General features: G+C 47.7%; 22 protein-coding genes. 6 read left to right on the plus strand and 16 right to left on the minus strand.

The genetic code is table 11. The annotated features are described in order from the left end of the window. Positions 1-55 precede the first annotated feature (55 nt). Together fadJ and fadI are read right to left on the minus strand one after the other, a co-directional pair. Positions 56-2,173, minus strand: a complete 2,118-nt coding sequence (gene fadJ / locus AB8599_RS11360) for a fatty acid oxidation complex subunit alpha FadJ (RefSeq protein WP_407331032.1) — start codon at positions 2,171-2,173, stop codon at positions 56-58. Continuing rightward, positions 2,173-3,483 carry an acetyl-CoA C-acyltransferase FadI gene (fadI, locus tag AB8599_RS11365; RefSeq protein ID WP_407331033.1) on the minus strand — a complete coding sequence of 437 codons (1,311 nt, stop codon included), beginning with the start codon at positions 3,481-3,483 and terminating at the stop codon, positions 2,173-2,175. The genes fadJ and fadI overlap by 1 nt, the downstream gene beginning before the upstream one ends. A 751-nt stretch (positions 3,484-4,234) precedes the next feature. Between fadI and AB8599_RS11370 the strand changes: the two genes are divergently transcribed. The 4 genes from AB8599_RS11370 (at position 4,235) to AB8599_RS11385 (ending at position 8,697) form a co-directional block, all read left to right on the plus strand. Then, entirely contained in the window at positions 4,235-4,810 is a 576-nt protein-coding gene (locus tag AB8599_RS11370) for a sigma-70 family RNA polymerase sigma factor (RefSeq protein WP_407331034.1), read from the plus strand. Then, on the plus strand, positions 4,797-5,519 hold the full coding sequence (locus AB8599_RS11375) for a DUF3379 family protein (RefSeq protein ID WP_407331035.1): 723 nt from the start codon (positions 4,797-4,799) through the stop codon (positions 5,517-5,519). Before AB8599_RS11370 ends, AB8599_RS11375 begins: the two co-directional genes overlap by 14 nt. A 218-nt stretch (positions 5,520-5,737) precedes the next feature. Next, positions 5,738-7,042 carry an outer membrane protein transport protein gene (locus AB8599_RS11380; protein ID WP_407331036.1) on the plus strand — a complete coding sequence of 435 codons (1,305 nt, stop codon included), beginning with the start codon at positions 5,738-5,740 and terminating at the stop codon, positions 7,040-7,042. Positions 7,043-7,368: 326 nt separating this feature from the next. Then, on the plus strand, positions 7,369-8,697 hold the full coding sequence (locus tag AB8599_RS11385; protein WP_407331037.1) for an outer membrane protein transport protein: 1,329 nt from the start codon (positions 7,369-7,371) through the stop codon (positions 8,695-8,697). A gap of 83 nt (positions 8,698-8,780) precedes the next feature. On the opposite strand, the gene AB8599_RS11390 is transcribed toward AB8599_RS11385, so the two are convergent. The 10 genes from AB8599_RS11390 to ccmA form a co-directional block, all read right to left on the minus strand. Further along, positions 8,781-9,569: a VacJ family lipoprotein gene (locus AB8599_RS11390; RefSeq protein ID WP_407331038.1), complete on the minus strand. Its 789-nt coding sequence runs from the start codon at positions 9,567-9,569 to the stop codon at positions 8,781-8,783. Positions 9,570-9,702: 133 nt separating this feature from the next. Next, the gene (ccmI, locus tag AB8599_RS11395; protein ID WP_407331039.1) at positions 9,703-10,917 is read right to left on the minus strand and encodes a c-type cytochrome biogenesis protein CcmI; all 1,215 of its coding nucleotides are present in this window, start codon (positions 10,915-10,917) and stop codon (positions 9,703-9,705) included. Then, positions 10,914-11,444, minus strand: a complete 531-nt coding sequence (locus AB8599_RS11400; protein ID WP_407331040.1) for a cytochrome c-type biogenesis protein CcmH — start codon at positions 11,442-11,444, stop codon at positions 10,914-10,916. The genes ccmI and AB8599_RS11400 overlap by 4 nt, the downstream gene beginning before the upstream one ends. Further along, on the minus strand, positions 11,441-11,995 hold the full coding sequence (locus AB8599_RS11405) for a DsbE family thiol:disulfide interchange protein (RefSeq protein ID WP_407331041.1): 555 nt from the start codon (positions 11,993-11,995) through the stop codon (positions 11,441-11,443). Before AB8599_RS11405 ends, AB8599_RS11400 begins: the two co-directional genes overlap by 4 nt. Before the next feature lie 2 nt (positions 11,996-11,997). Continuing rightward, entirely contained in the window at positions 11,998-13,974 is a 1,977-nt protein-coding gene (locus tag AB8599_RS11410; RefSeq protein WP_407331042.1) for a heme lyase CcmF/NrfE family subunit, read from the minus strand. Continuing rightward, complete coding sequence (gene ccmE, locus AB8599_RS11415) at positions 13,974-14,456, minus strand: cytochrome c maturation protein CcmE (protein WP_407331043.1); 483 nt, start codon at positions 14,454-14,456, stop codon at positions 13,974-13,976. Before ccmE ends, AB8599_RS11410 begins: the two co-directional genes overlap by 1 nt. Further along, positions 14,453-14,659, minus strand: coding sequence for a heme exporter protein CcmD (gene ccmD, locus AB8599_RS11420; protein WP_407331044.1), 207 nt, complete (start codon positions 14,657-14,659; stop codon positions 14,453-14,455). The genes ccmE and ccmD overlap by 4 nt, the downstream gene beginning before the upstream one ends. A 2-nt stretch (positions 14,660-14,661) precedes the next feature. After that, the gene (locus AB8599_RS11425; RefSeq protein WP_407331045.1) at positions 14,662-15,399 is read right to left on the minus strand and encodes a heme ABC transporter permease; all 738 of its coding nucleotides are present in this window, start codon (positions 15,397-15,399) and stop codon (positions 14,662-14,664) included. 36 nt (positions 15,400-15,435) lie between these two features. Continuing rightward, positions 15,436-16,104, minus strand: a complete 669-nt coding sequence (gene ccmB, locus AB8599_RS11430; protein WP_407331046.1) for a heme exporter protein CcmB — start codon at positions 16,102-16,104, stop codon at positions 15,436-15,438. Next, the gene (gene ccmA, locus AB8599_RS11435; protein ID WP_407331047.1) at positions 16,104-16,718 is read right to left on the minus strand and encodes a cytochrome c biogenesis heme-transporting ATPase CcmA; all 615 of its coding nucleotides are present in this window, start codon (positions 16,716-16,718) and stop codon (positions 16,104-16,106) included. The genes ccmB and ccmA overlap by 1 nt, the downstream gene beginning before the upstream one ends. Positions 16,719-16,840: 122 nt before the next feature. On the opposite strand from ccmA, the gene AB8599_RS11440 reads away from it, so the two are divergent. Further along, on the plus strand, positions 16,841-17,620 hold the full coding sequence (locus AB8599_RS11440) for a flagellar hook-length control protein FliK (protein WP_407331048.1): 780 nt from the start codon (positions 16,841-16,843) through the stop codon (positions 17,618-17,620). Then, the gene (locus tag AB8599_RS11445; RefSeq protein ID WP_407331049.1) at positions 17,617-17,910 is read left to right on the plus strand and encodes an EscU/YscU/HrcU family type III secretion system export apparatus switch protein; all 294 of its coding nucleotides are present in this window, start codon (positions 17,617-17,619) and stop codon (positions 17,908-17,910) included. The genes AB8599_RS11440 and AB8599_RS11445 overlap by 4 nt, the downstream gene beginning before the upstream one ends. Before the next feature lie 32 nt (positions 17,911-17,942). Here the strand turns inward: AB8599_RS11445 and AB8599_RS11450 are convergent, their stop codons facing one another. Genes AB8599_RS11450 through AB8599_RS11465 form a run of 4 tightly spaced genes read right to left on the minus strand, consistent with a single transcriptional unit; the run spans position 17,943 to position 20,784 of the window. Then, the gene (locus tag AB8599_RS11450) at positions 17,943-18,368 is read right to left on the minus strand and encodes a DUF2802 domain-containing protein (RefSeq protein ID WP_407331050.1); all 426 of its coding nucleotides are present in this window, start codon (positions 18,366-18,368) and stop codon (positions 17,943-17,945) included. Beyond that, the gene (locus tag AB8599_RS11455) at positions 18,368-18,856 is read right to left on the minus strand and encodes a chemotaxis protein CheW (RefSeq protein ID WP_407331051.1); all 489 of its coding nucleotides are present in this window, start codon (positions 18,854-18,856) and stop codon (positions 18,368-18,370) included. Before AB8599_RS11455 ends, AB8599_RS11450 begins: the two co-directional genes overlap by 1 nt. A 34-nt stretch (positions 18,857-18,890) precedes the next feature. Beyond that, the gene (locus AB8599_RS11460) at positions 18,891-20,015 is read right to left on the minus strand and encodes a chemotaxis protein CheW (protein WP_407331052.1); all 1,125 of its coding nucleotides are present in this window, start codon (positions 20,013-20,015) and stop codon (positions 18,891-18,893) included. After that, positions 20,005-20,784: a ParA family protein gene (locus tag AB8599_RS11465; protein WP_407331053.1), complete on the minus strand. Its 780-nt coding sequence runs from the start codon at positions 20,782-20,784 to the stop codon at positions 20,005-20,007. Before AB8599_RS11465 ends, AB8599_RS11460 begins: the two co-directional genes overlap by 11 nt. Between the last annotated feature and the right edge of the window lie 4 nt (positions 20,785-20,788).

The raw sequence follows: 20,788 nt of genomic DNA on the forward strand, positions 1-20,788 counted from the left end.
AAAAATCCCCGACTTAGAGGTCGGGGATTTTTTTACGTATTGATTTGAGCGTTGATTACTCGAAGAATCGTTCCCCTTCGGCAGCCATGGCCTTGAGCATGTCACATGGCGCGAATCGCTCGCCATATTTCGCTTCATGCTGTTCAAGCATCTCAACAAGGCGCTTGATACCAATATGATCCATGTAACGGAACGGGCCGCCGAGGAATGGCGGGAAGCCAATGCCGAACACAGCACCAATATCGCCATCACGCGCCGATTTCACCACACCTTCATCCAAACAACGAGCGGCTTCATTTAGCATCATCAGTACGCAACGCATCGCCAGTTCATGACCTGATAACTGGCTTTTAAGTTGCACGCCCAGTAATCCGTAAACACGTTTATCGACTTCTTTCTTCTTACCGTTGTAGACGAAGAAGCCTTTGCCCGTTTTGCGTCCTTTGCGGCCATCGCTAAGCATGACATCGAACACGTCTGGGGCACGGAAGCGCTCGCCAAGTTCCTTGAGCAAAATTGGGCTTATCTTCGCGCCAATGTCGATGCCCACTTCATCCAGTAAGGTGACTGGACCAACAGGGAAACCAAAATCCAACAAGGCGTTGTCGATATGCTCAACAGACTCGCCTGCCAGCAAGGTCATGGCCGCTTCATTCATGTACGGTGCCAAGATGCGGTTCACATAGAAACCGGCTTTGTCCGCGACCACAATCGGGGTCTTGCCTTGCTTTTTCGCTAGCTTAACCACGGTCGCCACGGCTTTCTCAGACGTTCCAGCGTGAGGGATCACTTCCACCAACGGCATTTTGTCGACGGGGCTAAAGTAATGTAGGCCGACAACATTTTCAGGGCGTTTTGCCTTTGCCGCGATTTGGTGAATTGGCAGCGAAGAGGTATTGGTTGCGAATAGCGTATTTTCGCTCAGCGCGTCTTCCACTTCCGCAATCATCTTGTGTTTCAAGTCAAGATCTTCAAACACCGCTTCAATCACCACGTTACAGCGACTCATGCCGCTGTAATCGGTCGAGCCACTGATCCTTGCCATTTGTGACTGCAATTCAGCCTTAGAAATAATGCGGCGTTTGCGCTTTTTATCTAACAGCTTGTAGCTGTAGTTCATGGCATTGAGCAAACCATCGTTACTAACATCTTTGATGCGAACAGGAAGGTTTGCTTTGGTCGCTGACACATTCGCAATACCCGCTCCCATCAATCCGCCACCCAGCACAGCCACACCCGTGACCGTATCTGGTTCAGCATCTGCGCCTGTTTCCTTTTTCATTGCGGTCGTCGCAAAGAAAATGCTGCGAAGTGATGCAGACTCATTGGTCATCACCAGTTCGCCAAAGCGTTTCGCTTCGAGCGCTAACCCTTTCTCAACACCTTTGTCCAAGCCATGCTTGATCACTTCAAGAATGGCTTCGGTAGCGGGATAATTACCTCGGGTTTTTGCGCGGGTTTTCTTAGCCGCTTGATCAAACACCACCGAGCGCCCCAACGCATTGCCGCCCATGGCCCAGCTTTGCCAGCTATTCTGGCGTTTAGGCTTGCCTTTCAGCGCCAACTCTTCGGCAACGCGAAGCAACACTGAATGGGGAACAACATCATCGACAACACCCATTTTCTTGGCTTTTTTGGCACGCAGTTGCTTACCAGTCAAGATCATGTCCAGTGCACCTGCAACGCCAATCAAGCGAGGCAGACGTTGTGTACCGCCCGAACCTGGCAGCAAACCGAGCTGAACCTCAGGCAAGCCAACACGCGTTTTATCGTCGTCAGTGGCAACACGGCTGTGACATGCCAGTGCCAATTCCAAGCCACCACCCAAACATGGGCCATGAATCGCAGCGACAACATGAAACGGCAGTTTCTCGATACGAGAAAACAGCTTCTGCCCTTGCTCTGCAATGGCTTGTGCGTCTTCTGCTGTTTCACAGGCATCCAACATGCGAACGTCTGCACCAGCCACAAAGTTATCCGGTTTAGCGGAATACAGTACCAAGCCTTTGATGTCAGTTTTGCTTTCAAGCTCGCTCAAGATACCGCTAATTTCATCAACAAAGGTCGCTTGAAGTGTGTTCATGCTTTCGCCAGGCACATCAATGCTCAGCCATGCAATGCCATCATCTCCGTGACGCAGCGAAAAGGCATTTGGGGTCATTGGTTCGCTCATTATTCAGCCTCCAGAATCATCGCAGCGCCTAAGCCACCCGCAGCACATGCGGTATTCAATGCCAAACCACCACCGCGACGACGTAGTTCGTTCAATGTTTGAGTGATCATGCGTGCGCCTGTTGCAGCAAACGGGTGACCATAAGCCAATGATCCACCTAGCACGTTGAATTTATCCATATCGATTTCACCGATCGCTTGGCTGCGACCTAGTTGTTGCTGTGCAAATGTCTTTGAGCCAAACATCTTCACGTTCGACAACGCTTGCGCGGCGAATGCTTCATGCATATCGATCAAGGTGAGATCCGCAAGGGTGATACCCGCTCTATCTAGCGCAATTGGCGTGGCATAGGACGGGCCCATCAGCATGTCGTGCTCAACTTGAATAGCGGCAAACGCATAAGAGCGGATATAACCCAGCGGCACCAAACCCAGCTCTTTAGCTCGGCCTTCACGCATTAACATCACGGCAGCTGCACCATCGGTCAGAGGCGTACTGTTGGCCGCCGTCACTGAACCATGTTTGCGGTCAAATGCTGGACGCAATTTTGCATAACTTTCCACGCTAGAGTCTTCGCGGATGTTGTTATCTTTATCAATCCACGCGCGATAAGGTTCGGGGAAGGCGGTCATCACTTCATCACGCACCAGCCCATCAGCCCACGCTTTTGCAGCAAGAGAATGAGAACGGTGCGCTAATGCATCCTGATCAGCACGGCTAATTTGATGGCTCTTGGCCATTTGCTCTGCTGTCTGGCCCATACTCAAGCCCGTTGAATATTCGGCAACAGCAGGGGGAACAGGTGCGAGGTCTTTCAAAGAAAGCTTGCTCAATAAACTCATGCGCTTGCTGAGCGTTTTGGCTTTGCTCAAAGCAAGTAATGTCGCCGCGAGTTTCTTTGACACGCCAATAGGAAGCACTGACGAGGAGTCCGCACCACCTGCGATACCAATATCAATGGTTCCCGACATAATGCTTTCTGTCACGTTAACAACAGACTGAAAGCTAGTGGCACACGCCCGGCTGACGCTGTAGGCATCAGTATGAATATTCATGCCTGTACCAAGCACGATCTCACGTGCAATGTTTGGCGCTTCTGGCATTTGCACCACCTGGCCAAACACAAGCTGATCAATCAGCTTAGGGTCAATCGCGGTACGATTTAGCATTTCGCTAACAACCATTTTGCCAAGATCGACAGCGGGCACATCAGCATATGCGGTAGATTGTCTTGCAAACGGGGTACGTAAGCCCGCTACAACTGCGATACGTTCTCCCTGACGGGTGGTCAGGTTTTGGGGAGAGTTCATTGCCGCTCCTTGCTAGCTTTTAGAGGTCAGACCAGAAAGAGTGTAACCAATTTGTTATCAGATTAAAACGGGCGTTTAATTGAATCAGCGTGTCAAATATAGACAGGGACGACAAATTTGCGAGAAAAGTAAGGCTCGAGCACCTAAATCCGTTGTGGTTGCGCTTGTTGCACCCGTCTTTGGGCCATAGTGGGATGCGGCAGAAAACAGGCTGAAACAAAACATCGCTGAAATTTGAGCAAAAAAAACCACACCAAATAGGTGTGGCAACGTATATATGTGGAAAGCAAATCACGTATGAAAATCAATTAACATAAAGCCAATTGCAAATCAGGTCGAAGACCTGAGGAGAAAGTAAAGTCAGCCTTCAAAAAAGGAAGTTTGTCATCTTGCTCAACTCAGTCACACACTGCCAAGGCCCGGTAAACCAACGAAACCTAAAGTGCGCTCCCAGATGACAGTGACCACTATACCGATTGAAGTCCGTGTCTTTTTGAAGCAGATCAATTTTGTGCTCGATTCTTCATCACTTAGACTGATACGCTACTATTTTCCAGAATCTTAAGTCACACATAAGAAACTAAAGCCATAATTGTATTATCAACACCCTTGATTCATTAACAAGATATTGAAGATGCTTCGTTTTTAGTCTGGGGATACTGTGCATTCACCAAGGTAGTATGGCGTACATATGGACACGTTACGAAAATGTTAAGTAACGGTAATGCTAAGACTTTTAGGAAAAGCGCGGATGAGTTTGAAAATATTTGGAAATAAATCGTCAACTGCCAAGGTCTCTTCTGATATGGAAAAACAAAGAAGATATGAAGCGCTCGTGAGAGCTTGGCATCGAGATCTTTTTCGCTATGCTTATTGGTTGACCAAAGACCAACATGTCGCAGAAGATCTTGTACAGGAGACCTGTCTTCGTGCTTGGCGCTCGCTCGATAGCCTTCAAGATGATAATGCAGCGAAAGCATGGCTGATCACCATACTACGCCGAGAAAACGCCCGTCGGTTTGAGCGTAAACAGCTTGAACTGGTGGATATTGATGACCATCAGGTGGCAGACAATACGCAACCTAGTGAAGAAGCCTCGGTAGAGCAGCAATGGCTTCACAAACAGATAATGCGTTTGTCACCGGAATATCGCGAACCGCTTGTTTTGCAAGTCATGGCTGGATTCAGTGGTGATGAAATCGCTGAAATCATGGATCTCAACAAGAATACGGTAATGACGCGTCTGTTTAGAGCGAGAAACCAATTGAAAGAGTTCATGGACAATCAAAATGAGACACAAAGAGGAGCGAAGAATGGACGAGCTTGAATTTCGTCGTCGCCTTCTGGCTGACCCTCAAGATAATGATCCCGAGTTGTCGGCTGCAAAATTATCCTCACCGGCCAACCAAAAACTGGCATCTGAACTCGACAACTTAGATGCGCTAATTGATCAGGCTTTACGTGTAGATGTGCCCGACGATTTGGTCGACAAAGTGTTGTTTAAACAAAGCAGCCACGTGATCCGTGAAAAAAGAAAACCAAAATTTCATTTGGCTATCGCGGCCTCAATCGCCTTTGTGTTTGGTGTGATGCTTGGGCAGTTCAATTGGCAAGCATTCCCCATTTCGCCAATACAGCAAAACTTAGGGCAGATAGCCCTGCAACATTATTACGATGAGGGGCCGTTTGCTTTACAAGCCAATGAAGGGGCAAGTATTCAACAAGTGAATGCCAAACTGTCTCCGCTTGGAAAAAGCTTTAGTGGTAGTTTGCCAGGAACGGTTTCGTATCTTAATCACTGCAGTTTTGATAACAAACATGCTGTTCACATGGTGTTAAAGGCTGAAAATGGCCAAGACTTCACGGTATTTGTTGTCCCTCAGCAAACGCCGAACATGGAAAAATATACCGATGGGAATATGGAAGCCATTTCACTTCCTGTGAATAGCAGCAGTGTGATTGTTGTGGGTAAAGAAGGGGCAGACATTCTTCCACTTGCTGAACAATTGAAGCGCCATTTGAATCAAAAAGCGTAAACACACACTCTATTACACTTTAACTAGGGAGCCGATGGCTCCCTTTTTATTTTCTATGAAGAACAATAACCTGCGCCATGACGACTTCGTTTATGAGATGCCACCTCATAACTGGTCAGATTTCCAATTAATGATCGACACAATAGAATCCACCTAGCTTATTTAAAAGCACATAAAACTATAAAACTATTATAAATTTCATTGGATTAATTCACACCATGAATAAGAAGCGTCTGTTTATCCGTTCAGCAGTGGCAATCGCTGTTGCGGCAAGTTCTACATCAGCTCTCGCGGCTGGCTTCCAGCTAAATGCTCAATCAGCAACAGGCATTGGTCGTGCGTTTGCCGGTGATGCCGTTATCGCTGATAACGCATCGGTGATGGCACGAAACCCTGCAGCAATGGCTTTGTTTGATGAGAAAGCCTTCTCTATAGGCTTTGAAAGCATCACGACACAAATTGAAGTCAAAGATGCTAAGTACTGCGGTCCAGCTTGCGAAGTAACTAATGGTGCAATCCCTGCCACTACAGTTGATGACACTGACGATGTAGGTGGTACATCCATCGCACCAAACATTCACTTCATTATGCCATTGAACGAGAAATTCGCGGTTGGCGTTAATGCGTATTCCAACTTTGGCACCAAGACTGAGTTTGCTGACGACTATGTAGCAGCAGAATACGGTGGCTTGACCGATGTGAAAAGTTTCAACTTTGGACTGGCTGGCTCTTACCGATTGAACGAACAATGGAGTTTCGGTGCTGGTATCGATGTTATCTACGCGGAAGGCACCTTAATCCGAAAACCAAGTGCGCAGGTGACTGGCGCGTTGAGCCTTAACACTCAAACCCAACCTCTTGTTGGCCAGCCTCTACTAAGTGTTGATGGCGCAACGGGGATTGAAGTTGGCTTCAATGTCGGTACTGTTTACGAACTGGATGAAAACAATCGCTTTGGTTTTGCTTACCGTTACAGCCCTGAGTTTGAAGCTGAAGACGACAAAGGCCAGACAATCACATTGCCTCTGCCTGATATCGCAGAGTTTTCAGGCTTCCACAAAATCGAAGACACCAAGTTTGCTGTTCACTACAGTGTTCAGTACATCGGTTGGGGTGCATTTGATCAAATCGAATTCTCCAACCTTCAAGGTAGTGTAGTCAGTGGCGACTATAACAAAGCTTACGGTTGGCAAGATGGCTGGCACTATAGTATTGGTGGTACCTACTATCTGAATAATGATTGGACATTGCGTGCCGGTTACATGTACGACACCAGCGCACAGGATGAACTAACATCAATTTCTGTTCCAGACTCCGACCGTCAGTGGTTCTCTACAGGCTTAACTTACAACCTTGATCGCAGCTCAACGATCGACTTTGGTTTTACTTATCTGATGGGGGAAAAGGTGTCGGTTAATGAAAGCACACAAAACCCTCTTGATGGGTCAACACTTTCTTCTGTTTCAGCTACAACCCAAGCGAATGCAATCCTAATGGGCCTGCAATACAGCCGTAGTTTCTAACAAGGCTGAACATCACTTCTATTAGAAAAGGGAGCATTGCTCCCTTTTTTGTTCGCTGAAAATCGATAGAAAAGTCTCACTACTTATCAGTTATCTACTTTTTTCAGCGTACATAAGCATGCCTAATGGCGAATTTAGCCATACATGTGTTCGCTGAATTTCAGCGTACACATGTGCCAAACACCTCTTTATATAGACGATCTATCGGAAGATGGAACACATAGCAAAATTTCCATCTAAAAATATTCAACCTAGTTCATTAAAATTGCATCCAAAGCTTTGGTCAGTACCCTATAGCGACCTTCAAAAACAAGAAATCTATTATAATGAACAAGAACAAACTTCTTCCGCTGGCGATTGCCGCGGCACTTGGCTCTCTTTCTTCTACTTCAGCAATGGCTGCTGGCTTTCAGCTTGCGGAGTATTCTGCAACAGGCTTGGGCCGCGCATACGCGGGTGAAGCGGCAATGGCTGACAATGCCTCTGCACAATTCCGTAACCCTGCCATGCTGACTTACCTGCCTGGTACACAAGTATCAGCGGGTATGATTTACGTTGACCCAAACGTTGATGTAGATGGCACTACCACTAGCCTGACTGGCAAAGAAACTGCGACGTCATCACATGATTTTGCTGATGCTGCCGTCGTGCCGAACTTCTATGTGTCACACCAAGTGAACGATCAGGTGTTCCTTGGTCTTGCTCTAAGTTCTAACTTCGGTATGCACACCAAGCTAGACGACAACTTCAAAGGCACGCAGTTTGGCAATGAAGCCTCTGTGATGACCATGGAAATTAACCCTAACGTTGCTTACCGCATCAACGACCAATTCTCAATTGGTGGTGGCGTTCGCTTTGTAATGGGTGAAGGCAGCATTGGGGCGAAGAGCTCCGCTGACTTTATGGGCGGTCTAGTTCCTTCGGGCACCACACTAAAATACATGGAAGGTGACGACACATCTTGGGGCTGGCAGGCCGGTGCCGCTTGGCAGATCAATGATGCTAACCGTATCGGCTTTAACTACCGATCAGAAGTTGATTTGAACCTTGAAGGTCATGCGAATGGTTTTGCGTTCAATAAAGAAAAATACTCTAATCCAATGAATTGGATGAGTAACGAACAATATGCTGGAAGCATGGCACTCACTCTGCCTGCAACTGCCGAGCTTGCAAGCTTCCACCAGTTGACGGAAAAAGTTGCGGTACATGCTAGCGTGAACTGGACGGATTGGAGCACATTTGAAAAGCTGGAAGCGAACATTCCTTCTCTTTCTGAGCCTTCACAAATCGTAAAACAAGAGAATTGGAAAGATAACTACCGTTTTGCAGTAGGCGCAACCTATGAGCTCAACGACAAAACCCAGCTTCGCTCAGGCGTTGCTTATGATACAGCTGCAGTCGATGACGCAAACCGCACCATTACTATTCCAGAAACCGATCGTTTATGGCTAAGTTTGGGAGCTGGTTATGAGTGGTCTCAAAATCTCACGCTAGATGCAGGCCTCACTTACATTTTCGCAAAAGATGCAAACGTGGTTGAACCACGCCCAGGTATTGAGTCTGATGCATCAGGGGCGCTATTCGGCGGTAAATTCGAAGGCCAAACAACCGGAAGCGTTTGGCTGGCTGGCGTTCAAGCGACATATCGCTTCTAAGTAAGCAGATATAAAAAATGGCCACTCATTGAGTGGCCATTTTTGTTGCTACCTTTTTATTACTAGTTGCTATCTGTTTATTACTAGTAGTTATCAATTTCGTCTAACAAATCTTCATCAAGATATTGGTCGTCCGGTTCAGGTTCTTCAATCGCTTTGCCACCGCGTGCTTTAAATTCTTTATGCTGCAAGTAAGCATCACGGGCGAACGCATACGGGTCTGGTGAATTTTCTAACAACGGCTCTTGCGGCACCATAGCGGCACGATCTTCCATCCCATCTAGTGCCCACTTAATAATAGATTGAGGCAGAGTCAGCAGAGATAAAGGTGGATAAAGGTCATCAACCATATCGCCAGCACCTTCACGCAAGGTTATCGGACCATAGACAGGCACCATAAAGTAAGGGCCTTGTCCGATGTCGTAATACCCCATCGCATCACCAAACTGTCGGTCGTCCAATTTTTGAATATTTGCTGCCGAGGCGATATCTATCAAGCCAGCCAGTCCAAAAACGGTATTAATCCAGAAACGATTAAAGTGCGTCACCGCCGCCTCGCCTTCCAGCATCACGATACTGTTTATCATGCTCGCTGGCTCTCCAAGGTTATCAATAAAATTTGACACCCCTGTTCTGGCGAAGCTTGGGACGTAATTGACATAGGCGAGGGAAACCGGACGGGCTATGTACGGATCCAAAATGTCATAGTTGAAGGCCCACATGGCGCGGTTGAATCCTTCAAAGGGATCATTCGGGTGCGAGACGTCAAATTCAGCATTTGTTTCCGCATCCACGGCGCTTTCATCAGGCGCCTGCGCACAACCACTCAATCCAATAATAACGCCAACTGCCAATATCAGACGTTTCCACATTATTAATATTTTTCCTAAAAAAGAGGCTGGTTATTCACCAGCCTTATCCATTTTTCCTCAATTATACCCGAGTAACTTCAAAATGCATGCTCAGATAAGAACGACATGTCAAAGTGGGTCGGCGATAATTCGGCTAATTCTTTTGGTTAATCACTATCTGTGATGAACCGCCTAGGGCAAATGGCTCACTCTCACCAAACCAATCGCCATCTTTAGTCATCACATTGCCATCACGATCAATGCGAGCTTTGACCAGCACATTTGGTAGTGACGACATCAGACGCTCTGGGATCATACTGTCTGCATCGGTGAGCTCCACATCCAGCGGGAAACTGCTGAGAGGGATTCGCTTCGCGGCCACGGGCATTGGCGCACCGTCGGCAGAGTGAACAGAAACAATAAGTATGCCCTCATCAGGAATACCGACTGCGTCATCCAGTGAAATTGTCACAGAAACCGTTTGACCATTACCTGCACCAACTTGTGCTTGTGCGCGTGCAATACTGCGATCCAGCATCGAGATACGAGGGTCGTTTTCAGGCAGAAGCTGCTTCATGGTTGACCATGCGGCAATGGCTTCATCATTAGCATTGCGTTCGAACGCTTCGAATGCAAGTAGAGACAAGGCTTGCAGGTTGCCATGATCTGTCTTGATAACCTGACGCAGCAGATTTCGCGCTGTTTCAACGTTTGTTTCGTCACCACTCAACATCAAAGACTGGGCGTAGCCAAGCTTCACGTCACTGTCGTTTGGCATGAGTCGATACGCTTTACCCATCGCGCCTTCCGCGGTTTGAATATCACGATTCGCTAAACCAATACGACCTAACAGCAACCAGCCCATGGCATCGTCTGGCGTTTGTGAAAGCTTAGTGCGAAGCGACAAGGTAAGATCGGCCATTTCTTGGTCAGTCATTGGCTCTTCGCTGTCAGACATCAGACGACGCGATAGCTCAGGTAATCTTTCAGCTGTTTCCTGCCACGCGACAACCTGCTGGTGATTGCCTTCAAGGAAGTAAAGCGCATAACTCAAACCAACCAGAATAAGCACCCCCGGTAAAAGCATCAGCATCGATACTTTGCTTTGGGTCTTTGCGGTATTGCTTTGCGGAATATCGTCTAGCAGTGATTGTTGAAGCTCGACAGCCAATTCACTTTGGTTGTCGACTAGGCCTTCATCGGCTTCTTCATCCAACTCATCCATGCGATCACGAAAGAAGGCTTTATTCAATTCATCACGGCTGGCCGCTTCATCTTGGTCTTTACCCAGATAAATCGGCACCACAAAGAGTCCAACAGAGACAAGTACCATTAAGGCTGTGATCAGCCAGAACCACAATTCGGTCATCCGTTTGTATCCTTGTTATCTTTATTGGCAGACGGGTTATCTTTATTGGCAGGCGGGTTATTTTCGGTGTCGCCACCCAACAACACGGCGAGACGCGCTTGTTCATCAGCATCAAGCTGAGCTTGCGCGACGTTGGCTTTTGGTTTTCGACTGCGCATGACCAAAACGGTAAACCCAATAATCACAAACACTGCAGGGCCAGCCCACAGAATCAAGGTAGAAGGTGTCAGCGGCGGATTGTAGGTAACAAAGTTGCCATAACGCGCCACCATGTATTCCACAATCTCATCTTCATTCTTGCCTTGTTTTAGCATCTCATAGACCTTCAAACGAAGGTCTTGAGCCAGTCCGGCATTCGAATCAGCAATATTGTTGTTTTGGCATTTAGGGCAGCGAAGCTCTTTGCCTAATTTGTTAAATGCATCTTCTTGCTGAGGCGTATCAAATTCATACACCTCAATCGCGGCAGAGACCGAAAACACGGCGCTAGCTGCGAGCAGAAGCACTAGCCAAAAACGCTTAATCATCCTTTGGCCTCCGCAAGCATTTGCTCATACATTGGCCCAAGTTTATCCTGCCAATTTCGTTCATTAACGTCACCAACATGGCGATAACGGATCACACCATTTGCATCGATAAGGAAGGTTTCTGGCGCGCCGTACACACCCAGATCCAGCCCCAGCATGCCGTTACCATCAAACAGGCTCACCAGATAAGGGTTGCCCAATTGATTTAACCAACCAATGGCTTTAACACGATCGTCTTTGTAGTTCAGGCCGATAATTTTTACGCCATTAGCCGCTAACTCATTTAGGTACGTGTGTTCTGCGTAACAGGTTGGGCACCATGTTGCCCACACGTTTAGCAATAACGGCTGACCTTTGAAGATGTCTTGATCATACAATTTGCCGGCTTCGGTCAGATCTTCTAAACGAAATTCAGGCACAGGTTTACCCACCAGCACAGACTCTAACTTGGTTGGGTCATCCCCTTCCGCATTTTTACCAAGCTGCACAAAGAACACAGCAACCAGCGCCATAAACGCGACAAACGGGATAAAGAGTAAAGGACGTTTCACGTTCACGCCTCCTTCACGGGTTCAGCAGAGACTGCCAAGTCTGATTTTTTGCGAAAACGGTAACGCTTGTCAGACATGGCGAGCAAACCACCAATAGACATAATCAATGCACCCAACCAAATCCAGCGAACGAACGGCTTATAGTAAATACGGATTGCCCAAGCACCATCATCCAAACGCTCGCCCATCGCGATATACAAGTCTCGTGTAATGCCACGATCAATATCTGCTTCAGTCATCATTGAACGCTGTACGGTGTAAAAGCGTTTTTCTGCATGCAGTGTATTGATCCGCTTGTCACCACGATAAATATCGAAATCTGCCACGTAGCCATCGTAATTTGGGCCGTCTTTATCGCGCAAACCCGCAAAGCGGAACTCATAACCTTGCATCTGGACACTATCACCAGGCGCCATTTTCACATCACGTTCAATATCGTAGTTTTGCACCATCGCAATACCCAATATTGAAATCGCAAGACCAAGATGCCCGAATACCATCGCCCAGTGACTGCGGCCTAGCTTACCTAACCCAGTCATCAAATTGTGACGGTGCGTAGCGCGTTGGTACAATTCTATCGAGAGCAGAATGGCAATCCAAAGCCCCATCACTGCGCCTAGTGCCGCTAATGGTTTGAAGGTATCTGCGAAAATCCAAACCAGACCAACACCAATAGCAACAGAAGCCACACCACTGAAAAGTAATTCCTTCTTCACGTTTTTCAGGTTGTCACGTTTCCAACGAATTAGCGGACCAATCCCTAGAAGAAAAACAAATGGAACCGAAAGCCAAGTGAACAGAAGATTGAAGAAAGGTTCGCCGATAGAAACCGACCCTAAACCAATCTGTTTGTGAACCAAAGGCAGTAGCGTACCGAGCAGCACAACCACCAGCGCAGCAATCAGGAGAATATTGTTCGCGAGTAGCACGTTTTCACGTGATACCAATTCGAAGTTTCCGCGCGATCGCACTTCTGACGCACGTAACGCATACAGCAACAATGAGCCACCGATAACTGCGACAAGGAATGCCAGAATAAACAAGCCACGAGCAGGATCAGACGCAAAGGCGTGAACAGAAACCAGCACGCCAGAGCGAACCAAGAAAGTACCTAATAGACTTAAAGAAAACGCAGAGATAGCTAACAAGACCGTCCACGCTTTAAACGTGCCGCGTTTCTCTGTCACAGCCAAGGAGTGCATTAATGCAGTACCCGCTAGCCAAGGCATGAATGATGCGTTTTCGACAGGATCCCAGAACCACCAGCCACCCCAGCCAAGTTCGTAGTAAGCCCACCATGAACCCAGTGCGATACCCATGGTTAGGAAAACCCACGCGGCCGTCGTCCAAGGGCGAGACCAGCGCGCCCATGCGGTATCAAGGCGTCCAGCCATCAAGGAGGCAATGGCGAAAGCAAACGCGACGGAGAAGCCCACATAACCCATGTAAAGCATTGGTGGGTGAATAATCAAACCGGGATCTTGCAGCAGAGGGTTCAGATCTCGACCGTCTACAGGGAAGTAAGGCAATGTGCGTTCAAACGGGTTCGAGGTAACAATGATAAACAGTAAGAAACCAACACCTATCATACCCATGACAGCCAAAACACGCGCCACAGACTCTTGTGGCATGCCACGGCTAAAGATCGCAACCGCCAATGTCCAACCCGCTTGGATTAACACCCAAAGCAGCAAAGAACCTTCGTGATCGCCCCAAACTGCGGTAAGACGATAATACCAAGGCAGCGCACTGTTGGAATTACTGGCTACATAGGTAACCGTAAAGTCATTGACGTAAAATGCCCAGCTCAATGCAAAAAATGACATAAGCAGCATGAGGAACATGCCGATGGCCAAAGGACGCGCTGAGCGCATCATGGCTTGGTTTCCGACCTGAGCGCCCCAAAGAGGGTAAATGCTCAGCAAGACCGAAAAGCCCAGTGAAATCATGAGGGCAAAATTGCCCAGTTCAGCAATCATTAGTAGTTACCTTGTTTTTGCTGCTCAGTGTATTCAAGCGGCGTGTGGCTCTTGTTCATTGCTTCCGCAATTTCAGGTGGCATGTATTCTTCGTCATGCTTCGCAAGCACTTCACTCGCGTAAACAGTCGTCGCGTTGATAAGTTCGCCTTGCGCCACAATACCTTGCCCTTCACGGAACAGGTCAGGAAGAATGCCTTCAAATTCGACAGTCACTTCAGGGCCGATGTCCGCCACTCTAAACGTCACTTTTAACGATTCAGGATCACGACTCACTGAATCTTCAACCACCATGCCACCAATGCGAAGTCGCTGGCCAACATAAGGTTTAGAACCGTCGGGTTTGCCTTGCACGATTTCGGTTGGTGTGTAGAAAAGATCCATGTTCTGATTCAACGCATACACCATCAAACCAACGGTGGAGCCAACCCCTAGTACCAGAGCAAGCGCCAGCCCTAATCGTTTTTTACGTCTTGGGTTCATAAGGTGTTCTCCATCTTTTGGGCTTTCTCAATACGTTGCTCTCGGGCAACTTTGTTCTTAATTTCGCGATACAATTTTCGACGCGTGAGATGGGCCGAAAACACCACCCAAAACATGGCGAAAAACGTAATTGCAAATGAACTCCAAACATAAGCGGCATAGCCACCCATATCCAAAAATGCGGAGAAGGAACTAAAATGCATGGCTAAGCTCTCCCTACCAATTCACGTACCCACGGACGGTGCGATTCACGTTGTAATATTTGGTTTTTCAGCGCCATCAATGTCGCAGCGCCAAAGAAGAATGCAAAGCCAAATAGGTTAAGCAGCAATGGCCACAACATCTCAGAGGCTATCGATGGCTTGGCAAATTTAGTGATAGTTGCCCCCTGATGCAGGGTATTCCACCACTCTACGGAGAAGTGAATAATCGGCAAGTTAATCACACCAACCATCGCCAAAATTCCCGCGGCACGAGCGGCCGTGCGGTCATCATCAAATGCGTTGTAGAGCGCGATAACACCGAGATAAAGGAACAGCAAAATAAGTTCAGACGTTAAGCGAGCATCCCACACCCACCATGCACCCCACATAGGCTTGCCCCATACTGCACCAGTCACCAGTGCGATAAAGGTAAATACGGCCCCCACCGGCGCCATCGCCGCTGCCGCCCAATCAGACGTTTTGATTTGCCACACCATACCAATGAACGCGGCAATGGCCATCGACATGTAAGCGCCCATTGACCAAATGGCCGCGGGTACATGAATGTATATGATTCGGAAGCTATCGCCTTGCTGATAGTCAGCGGGCGCGAATGCCAAACCCCAAACTGTACCTGTAATCAAAGACAACAGTGCGAGTACCGCAAACCAAGGCAATAGCGTATTACATAACTTGTAGGTTGCCTCTGGCTTGGCATAAGGATGAAGCCATTTCCACATTACTTTTATCGCTCTCAATTAATCACAAAAATGGGGCTATTGAACGCTCACACGCAATGCTGCGGACACAGCAAACGGCATGAGTGTTGCCGAACCCACCAGCATTGCACCTAAAATCGCAAGCTGACCGTTGATCGGAAAGCCATTCGAGGCCATCTCGATCGCTGACGTTGCAAAGATCAAAACAGGTATGAACAAAGGCAGAACAAGAAGGCTGAGCAAAACACCACCTTTACGTAGCCCTACCGTAAGCGCAACACCAATTGCCCCCAAAAAACTCAAGGTTGGCGTACCAAGCAACAATGTAAGCACCACGGCTTTATAAGTTGCCCAATCTAAAGACAGTAATACTGCCAATAGCGGACTTATGATCAACAAAGGCAAACCTGTCAGCAGCCAATGGGCAACAATTTTAGCAAAAGCCAATACCGATAAAGGCTCTGGCATCAATAACATTTGCTCTAGTGACCCATCAATAAAGTCGTCACGGAACAAGCGCTCTAGGGATAGTACAGCGGCTAGCAACGCTGCTACCCAGATAATACCAGGCGCAATGTCAGCCAGCAGGTTTGGACCGGGCCCAATCCCTAGCGGAAAAAGCGTGATCACTATGATGAAAAACCACAACGGGTTCAGCATGTCTGATTGACGTCGATACGCAATAAGCAGTTCGCGTCGAATCACCTGATACATGGCCAATCCCATTACGCGCCCAACCTAATGCGGCGCAACAACGGATTTCCGTCAAACATATCTTGGTGGGTGGTGAACAACACCATCCCTCCGTCGTCTACATGTTTTTGAAAGAGATTTTCCAGCACTTTTACGCCTTGCTTATCGATTGCGGTAAGAGGTTCATCAAGTATCCACAGCGGCGATTTGCTGATCCACAGTCTGGCTAATGCCACTCTGCGGTTTTGCCCTGCCGAAAGCTGTGCTGCTGGCACATCTTCTCGTCCTGCTAATCCTACTCGGGCCAATGCATCCCAAAGCGCGCCTTCATCGGTCTCACCGTGCATTTTTTGATAAAATGCCAGATTTTCAAATGCAGTCAGCTCACGCTTCACGCCAGTGCTGTGCCCTAAAAAAAGCAGATTACTGTAAAATTCTTCACGTGATTTTGTCACTGATTTTCCCTGCCAAAGCACATCGCCGGATTCGGCTAACCCCAACCCTGCAATGATTCGTAGCAAGGTGGTTTTTCCGGCACCGTTGGGGCCTTCAACCTGAACAAGCTCGCCGGGCGACACGGTAAAGCAAAGGTCTTCAAACAGCACTCGTTCATCACGAATACTGTTGAGTTGACGAACTTCCAACATGAGAAATCAGTGTTTCCGATAAAGTATTCAAAATTGTGCCCGATAATAACATAGAGGTTTTTAATACTGTTAGTGGCGTGATCCCGCTCTTGTTCGCCATGCGTTAATAATTGTGAGTAAATATGAAAATAGATAACGTGAGCAACATCAGTGCATTAACGCTTGAGAGCCTAAAAAACAAACTTCAGGGCGAACTGTTGCAGGTCGGACAAGAGAAAACGTCTACGAGTTCCCCCACTCAGCCGGTATCTTCTCAAATTGCGCAGTTTTTAAGACTGCTCAACCTGTTTCCCCTTCTGCTGCACTCATCACCCTCTGCTACGGTGGGGAAATCCAATGAACCGAGCCCCCTCGGTGCGCTTTTAAAAGCACTTGTCATACCCAACACCCCAGAACTTGCGGCAAAGTGGTTGGCTGAGCGGCATGCCGACAAAGCACTGCTTGAGGCGTTAAAGTTTGCCGCATCAGGGGCGGACAGCGAAGGCGGAGGAAAACTCAAAGCACTCCTTATGCTACTCACTGAGCAACGGGTATTAGACGGTAACAAGGCCAATGAATATCATTGGTATTTCCCTCTGAGTCAGTTATTGCCAACGCCAGTACATATCACCGCTAAAAATAAGACCCGAGGTAAGCGGAAAAAATCCCTTTGGAGTGTCACGATTAACCTGACACTGTCAAAAAACCGCCAACTGAGCGCCACAGCAGAATTAGACGGAAAATCATTGGCATTGCATTTCTCGACAGATTCACCCTCGGTAGAGCAGCTGCTCGAACAGACTATCCCCGCCCTAGAGAAGCAGCTCAGTAAACACGACATTTGCGTCTCTCATTGCGAAATACGGGTGACAGAAGACAGTCAACCCACACTCTTAACGTCAGGAGTGAATATTCAAGTATGAAAAAGCCCAAAAGCGCAGTGGCGCTTCGTTATGACGGTGTCAACGCACCACAAGTCAGTGCAAAAGGCTATGAAGCTTTAGCCGAGAAATTGATTGAAGAGATGGAGAAGAATGGCGGTTTGATACACAGTGATGAAACTTTAATAAATTGGCTATCTGCATTGGAAGTGGGCGATGACATCCCAGAGCAATTGTACATAGTGATTGCAGAGTTGATTGCTTTTGCATGGTATTTAGACGGAAAAACCCCGCCCGGATGGGAAGGGTCTGTCGTCAACAAATCAGTGTGAGCGCAGCGCTTTCTCCTCAAAAAGAAGAGAGCCTATCTCACCATCCGTTGCTTTCTGATGCTCAGTAAAAGTTCCGCTTCGGCTTTTGGAAGATCACATTCTTCCATCAGCTCATGAATATCGGCACCTAACTCCACCATCTTGCTTGCTCGACTGTACAGGCGACCATCCGGATCGTGCATTTCTAACTCGTTTTGCTTATCAACCAAGTCATCGAATCGTTGGGAAAGCTCGGCAAGTTTCTGGCTCATGCCTATCGAGCCAGCACGCAATTCATTGAATTGCTTTGACAGGCTCTCATGCTGCTGGCGAGAGTTTTTATATAACAGCTCCATAGCCTGAAATTTTGCATCCAAGCTCAAGCGGGCTTTTTTCTCTCGACGCAGTAGCAAGAAAGCAACCACCGCCACAGTGATAGACACACCGAGCGGTAGCCAATGCAATGCGACGTCAAGCATTACAGCATAGCCATGTCTGACCACTCATCGTCAGAGAGCAGCTTGTTCAAGTCAACCAAGATCAGCAGACTGCCATTGCGGTTGCTAACACCTTGAATAAACTTGGCACTTTCATCCGTACCCACACTTGGCGTGGTGTCAATTTCAGACGTTCTGAGGTAAACCACCTCTGCAACGCTATCCACCATGATACCAATGACTTGCGATTCTGCTTCAATCACGATTACACGCGTATTGTCAGAAACATCGCCTTGCATCAAACCAAAACGAGAGCGCGTGTCGATAACCGTCACGACGTTACCACGAAGGTTGATGATACCCAGCACATAGTCTGGTGCACCCGGAACCGGCGCGATTTCGCTATAACGTAAAACTTCTCGAACCTGCATGACATTAATGCCATAGGTTTCATCTTCCAATTGGAAGGTCACCCACTGCAGAACCTCATCATTCACGTTATCTTTTTGAATTTCAGCTACCTGACCCATTTATTTTCCTCTTTAACGTGCTGTGCTGCGTCAATTACACCAACGCGTTGGCATCTATACCTTGATTTAGCATGGCAATTAGCGCTTCGACGTGAATCAATGCGCACATCTTTTGTTTTACTAATCCAGCCAACCAAGGCCGTTTGCCAGCTTGTTCACGCCATCGCACTTGTTCGCCCTTAAGTGACTCTGTGCCTAGTAGGGTATTGCAAGCCAACCCCCACTTGCTGTCACCCAAGATCACAATATAACTATAGCCGTCGCGATGGCTGTTATCTGTTATTTTTTCTGGCATTACCCACATTGCCGTATCGACAACGTCGAGTTGCTGATCACGTTCAGTCTGCAAACCCAAGTACCAGTCTGGTCGACCGATAAGATGATTGCAGTCTTCCAGCTTGTGAATCCCCCCAAGCTCCGCCAATGGCACAGCATAGGTCACACCAAACGATTCAAAGAACAAGACCTGAAATGCATACTCTGATGCAATGTTTTGCCAAGGCGGCGCAATGTCTTCATCGGCTTGCGTTTCAGGTTCAGTTTGTGTCTCTGTATCAGTTTCTGCATTAACTGATTGGTCGATCTCAACATGGTCGATGACAATCTCTTCAACCTGTTCGATGACCACATCATCAACCACTGCCTCAACGACAGCTTCAACCGTGGTATCGATATCAATCTCTTCGGCGACCTCAGGCTGAACATAAGTGGTTTCTGTTTCTACCGCTATATCAATAGCGGCTTCTTGAATCACTTCTGTAGCGGTATCTACCTTTGTATCAATATCAACGGCTAAATCCTGGGCTTCAGTCACCAATGTCTCAGCCAAAGCGTCGACCTGAGCGCTGACAACAGCTTCGACGACAAGCAGCTCTTCCTCTTCTACTTCAATTTCTACTTCTAGATCTTCTTCTAGCTGAAGTTGACTAAGCAGCTTTTCAACGGACGACAGATCCCTTTCTTCTTTGGTCAGCGTCGCGCCATGAAAATGAGTGATAGGTTCAACCAACACAGGCTGAGGTTTAAATTCAGCTGTTTCTGCAATCTGCTGCGCAGTCGCATCCGTGTCTTGCGCCTGTGGCAGACTATCGTCTACCAACAACGCATCAAAATAATCGTCCAGCGCCTGAACGCTGGACAAGCCACGGCTATCTTTCATCCTGTTCCAGTCGCTCCAAATAAGAGAGCAGCGTTTTATAAGCAAATACGCCGCGACAGTTTTTCGCATAATACGAAGGCGGCATGTGCTTTAAGCTGGCATCGCGAAATTTCGTATCAATCGGCACAGCGGATGTCCAAACCTGATCGGGATAACGCACTTTAAGCTCTTGCAACGTTTCCAACGAAGCCCGTGTGCGTTTGTCATACATGGTAGGAACAATGCACACTTTAAATGCTGAGCTTCGGGATTTTTGCATGATCTGTAATGTTCTGATCATGCGTTCCAAGCCTTTCATAGCCAAGAACTCTGTTTGAACCGGGATCAGAATACGATTACTGGCTGCCAAGGCATTCACCATCATCACCCCCAAAATAGGCGGACAATCGATCAGCGCGTAATCGTAATCTTCTTCAAGACAAGCCAAGGTTTTTTTCAGCATTAACCCCATTCCGCCACGATTACCCATTGCGCGATCCAGTGTGGCCAGCGACATATGCGATGGCAACAGATCGAGGTTTTTGTACTCAGTGTTCAGAATGAGAGGTTTAACCGTATCTCGATTGATAGTCTGCAGTTGGAATAGATCAAACAACGTGCGCGGCAGCTTGTCCGAATCGTAATTCAGATAGGTTGTCAGCGACGCATGAGGATCGGTGTCGATTAACAACACACGTTTGTTTCTTTCACTGAGAAGCCCAGCTAGGGTAATGGTCGAGGTTGTTTTCCCAACCCCACCCTTCTGGTTTGCAATGCTCCAGACTATCACAGCC

The organism is Enterovibrio litoreus, from assembly GCF_045679545.1.
GTDB lineage: Bacteria > Pseudomonadota > Gammaproteobacteria > Enterobacterales > Vibrionaceae > Enterovibrio.